The sequence below is a fragment of the Vibrio sp. R15-SG3-ISO1A genome (assembly GCF_059833955.1).
Genome location: NZ_JCBDGH010000020.1, coordinates 1 through 3,758 on the forward strand (window position 1 = coordinate 1; position 3,758 = coordinate 3,758).

Sequence of the window (3,758 nt, forward strand, 5' to 3'; positions counted from 1 at the left end):
CTTATCGAGTGTTTTCAGTGGCGTGATGCTTTGGTCGTAGGCCAATGCACCAAACACATCATCTTCAATAATGGGCACCGCGCCTGAGACCTCAAGTAATCGAATACGGGCCGCGAGTGGCATGCAGGCTCCCGTTGGGTTGGTATAGTTGGGAGTGACTAAAATCGCCTTAATATCCCAGCGTTCAAGTGCTTGCTCAAGTGTATTCGGATCTAAACCATCTCGAGGACAACTCGGCACTTCCACCACTTTAAGGCCCAGCGATTCCATCAGTAGCAGGTTGCCAAAGTAACAAGGCGATTCGACCGCAACGATGTCGCCTGGCTGTGTCAGTGCACGCAGGGCGAGGCTGATCGCTTGTTGGGCGCCATGGGTAACAGACAAAGACTCACCGCGCGCATCTACCCCCAAATCATGACTTATTTTCGCCAGCTGCCGGATCAGTAAATCGTTCCCCGGTGGTAATTGGTAGTGGCTAGGGATGTGCGCTTGGCGTCGGCTGTGGCGCCCAATTTCGGCGTACAGGCTTTTGATCGCTGGTGTGTCGATAAAAGGGTGTGCAGAGCCGGTTACGAGCCGTTCTTGGCTTGGGGTGTAGGTGAGAATCTCTTTGCAAGCGCTCAGCAAATCGACTTGCGTGGGCCTTTGAGTCGGGGCCGGTGGCGTCGTTTTAGCGCTCACTCGGTAGCCCGATCTCTGCTGCGTATAAATCACGCCTTGCGCCTCGAGTTCTTGATAGGCGCGAATGACGGTGTTTTTGCCCACGTCTAACTCGGTGCATAAAGTGCGAATAGAGGGCAATTTGTCATCACTGGCATATCGACCCTCCTCGATACCTTGGCGAATGAGCTGCTCTACTTGGCGATATTTGCTGCGACTGTCCATCTTTCTGTACCCATAAAACTAACCTGATCTGTGCCTTTAAAATTAACCTGTACCCACTACAGTAACGTTAAAACAGAATAAAAAGCGAGGAGAATGTGTATGTGGGTGCGATTGATCCCTTTTGTGTTTGTGGTGCTGTGGGCATCGGGGTTTGTTGGAGCAAGGTTTGGTCTTCAGTACGCCGAGCCAGCGACCTTGTTGTCACTGCGAATGATCGCCAACGTCGCGTTATTCCTGCTGTTGATTGTGCTACTTCGTCGTCGCTTGCCGAGAGGTAAAGCGTTACTTCATAGTGGCGTGGTAGGGCTGTTCATTCACGGCTTTTATCTCGGCGGTACGTACTTTGCGATCCATCTTGGTATGCCTGCGGGTCTGAGCTCTCTGTTGGTTGGTCTGCAACCCATTCTTACTGCGTTTTTGTTGGTGGTCTTCACTCAGCACTCGTTTAAACCCTCGCAGTGGTTAGGGCTGGTGATTGGGTTTGCGGGTATCAGCCTTGTGCTTATGGGTAAAATGGACTGGCAATCCGAGCAACACAAAACCTTAGCGGTTGCAGTCTGTTTGGTGTCGCTCTTTGGCATTACATTGGGCACCCTGTACCAAAAGCGTTTTTGCCAAGGCGTGGATATGGTTGGAGGGGCAACCGTGCAGTATTTTGCCGCGGGAGTGCTGTTTGTACCCGTCGCGCTGACCTTTGAAACCAATGTGATTGTTTGGTCTCCTGCCTTTATCATGACCTTGGTATGGCTGGTGGTCGTGCTCTCTTGCGTTGCGATTCTATTGCTGCTCTATATGGTGGAAAATGGCGTGGCGTCGAGTGTGGCGTCGGTGTTTTACCTGGTTCCGCCCGTCACCGCCATCCAAGCGTGGTTGATGTTTGGTGAATCGTTCGATGCGATGGGCGTGATGGGCTTTGTTTTAGCCGCTTTGGCGGTATTCTTGGTCACCAAAGCGCCAACTGTGCCGCGAATTAGAAAGTGGGCACGCGTCTAAAAACATCGCCAATTTGCAGCGCGGCATTGAACGGCTTAAGTCGATGCCGGGTGAGCAAGGACAAAGCCGTTATCAAGAGATTTTAGCCAAATACGCGTGACGGACTACGATGATAGCGGTCTCTAACGTCAGACTGATATCGTCAAGGCGGTGTAATCTCAGCGCCGTCTAGACGGTGTGCTTTTTCACGAAGTAGGGGTTATCAAATTTCTTCGCTTGGCCGAGCTCTGACACCACCAATTTGTTCCACAGTGTTACGTCAAACTTCTCTTTTGGTATTGAGGGGTAGAGTGTCTCTAGCTCTTCTAATGCGAAGCGCAAGAACTGTTTTTTCTTAATTTGATTGTATTTTTTCGCCACACGATTGTGCTTGGCGATGAACTCTTGTTTGAACGCCACCAAGGCTGGCGTCGCTTGCTCAAGCGGCACTCGAGAGAGGTAAATGCGTTTATACGACACCTTACGGTCCATCATGGTACGCATCGCGGTTTGAATATATTTACCATGCTCGGTGATGGAGATGTCCTGATTATCAAACAGGTTGACGCACCACCCCGCCGGGAAAAAATCAGGTTTACGGTACTGTTTATTACGCGCTTCAATAGCACGGTGAAGCACAATGTCTGATGTCCCGTTGAAGGTCTGCTGCCATTTGCCAATGCGAATTTGAATCGCCGTGGGTAAGCGATAAATATTGGTAAACTTATCTTGGTCCATAAACAATCACACTTTTCTACAGTCAGCCACCTGGGCTGCAACATGCATGGTTTTTGGTTATTACGTCGCTCATTATCACCCAAGCCAACGCGACGTTAAGCGGCGCTTAATGGGTATATTAACGCGATAATGAAAGAAATTTGTTTGATCGGTCGCATTTTAGTGAAAACAGTGCCGAGGTGCTAGTCGTTTTATTGATACGACCAATAATAGCGAATAAAGCGGCTTAGCTGGACGTTGTGTAGGGGGAGGGCATAATTGGGTGATGGGTGATGGGTGATGGGTGATGGGTGATGGGTGATGGGTGATGGGTGATGGGTGATGGGTGATGGGTGATGGGTGATGGGTGATGGGTGATAGGTGATAGGTGATAGGTGATAGGTGATAGGTGATAGGTGATAGGTGGTGGGGCAGCGCGTGTGACGGGGCGTCAAACGCGCTGCATCTATCGATAAGATTAATCGTAGATGGTCGGGATAGGCTGACGCTTGTGCTGCGTGATGGTGTAGATGTGCACAAGACGCTGCGAGACTTCCTCTGATACCGGTTTCCCTTCTAGGAAATCATCGATCTGATCATAGGTGAGGTTCAACGCGTCTTCATCGGCTTTTTGTGGTGCCAGTTCTTCAAGATCCGCGGTTGGCGTCTTTTTCACTAATAGCTCTGGGGCGCCGAGATGAGCGGCCACTTCACGAACTTGACGTTTGCTCAAACCAAATAGCGGTGCAAGGTCACAGGCGCCGTCGCCAAACTTGGTGTAAAAGCCAGTGATGTTTTCCGCTGAGTGATCGGTGCCGAGTACGAGCCCGCCCACATAGCCTGCGATCTCGTACTGCGCAACCATGCGCGCGCGCGCTTTCACGTTGCCTTTAACAAAATCCAATTTTGCTGCGTCAGTCGGTAGCAAGTCGGTGCCTTCAAGGGCGGTTTGTGTGGCGGCGTGAATACCATCCACACCCGCTTTAATATTGACGGAGACAGAATGTGTCGGCTCAATAAATTTCAATGCAATTTGGGCTTCATCTTCGTCTTTCTGTTCACCATAAGGCAAGCGGACGGCAATGAACTGGTAACCGCCATCGGTTTCCTCATTGAGTTGGTTAACGGCTAGCTGAGCCAAGCGGCCACAAGTGGTGGAGTCCACCCCTCCACTGATCCCCAGT

General features: G+C 50.8%; 5 protein-coding genes. 1 reads left to right on the plus strand and 4 read right to left on the minus strand.

All coding sequences use genetic code 11. The features are described 5' to 3' along the window. Positions 1-885: aminotransferase-like domain-containing protein (locus AC6R0L_RS02100; RefSeq protein ID WP_500628079.1), on the minus strand; the 885-nt coding region annotated here is incomplete at its 3' end. A gap of 99 nt (positions 886-984) precedes the next feature. Here AC6R0L_RS02100 and AC6R0L_RS02105 point away from each other — a divergent pair. After that, on the plus strand, positions 985-1,878 hold the full coding sequence (locus tag AC6R0L_RS02105) for a DMT family transporter (protein WP_500628080.1): 894 nt from the start codon (positions 985-987) through the stop codon (positions 1,876-1,878). 168 nt (positions 1,879-2,046) lie between these two features. On the opposite strand, the gene AC6R0L_RS02110 is transcribed toward AC6R0L_RS02105, so the two are convergent. From AC6R0L_RS02110 to nadE, 3 genes are all read right to left on the minus strand, one after another. Next, entirely contained in the window at positions 2,047-2,595 is a 549-nt protein-coding gene (locus AC6R0L_RS02110; protein WP_334553325.1) for an MSHA operon transcriptional regulator, read from the minus strand. 191 nt (positions 2,596-2,786) lie between these two features. Continuing rightward, on the minus strand, positions 2,787-3,029 hold the full coding sequence (locus AC6R0L_RS02115; RefSeq protein ID WP_500628081.1) for a hypothetical protein: 243 nt from the start codon (positions 3,027-3,029) through the stop codon (positions 2,787-2,789). A gap of 23 nt (positions 3,030-3,052) precedes the next feature. Next, positions 3,053-3,758, minus strand: a 706-nt coding sequence (nadE, locus tag AC6R0L_RS02120; protein WP_500628082.1) for an NAD(+) synthase, incomplete at its 5' end; no start/stop codon positions are given.

Bases quoted from the DNA above. Each gene is read 5' to 3' on its own strand.
- AC6R0L_RS02105 (WP_500628080.1), top strand. From the start codon at position 985: ATGTGGGTGCGATTGATCCCTTTTGTGTTTGTGGTGCTGTGGGCATCG.
- AC6R0L_RS02110 (WP_334553325.1), bottom strand. From the start codon at position 2,595: ATGGACCAAGATAAGTTTACCAATATTTATCGCTTACCCACGGCGATT.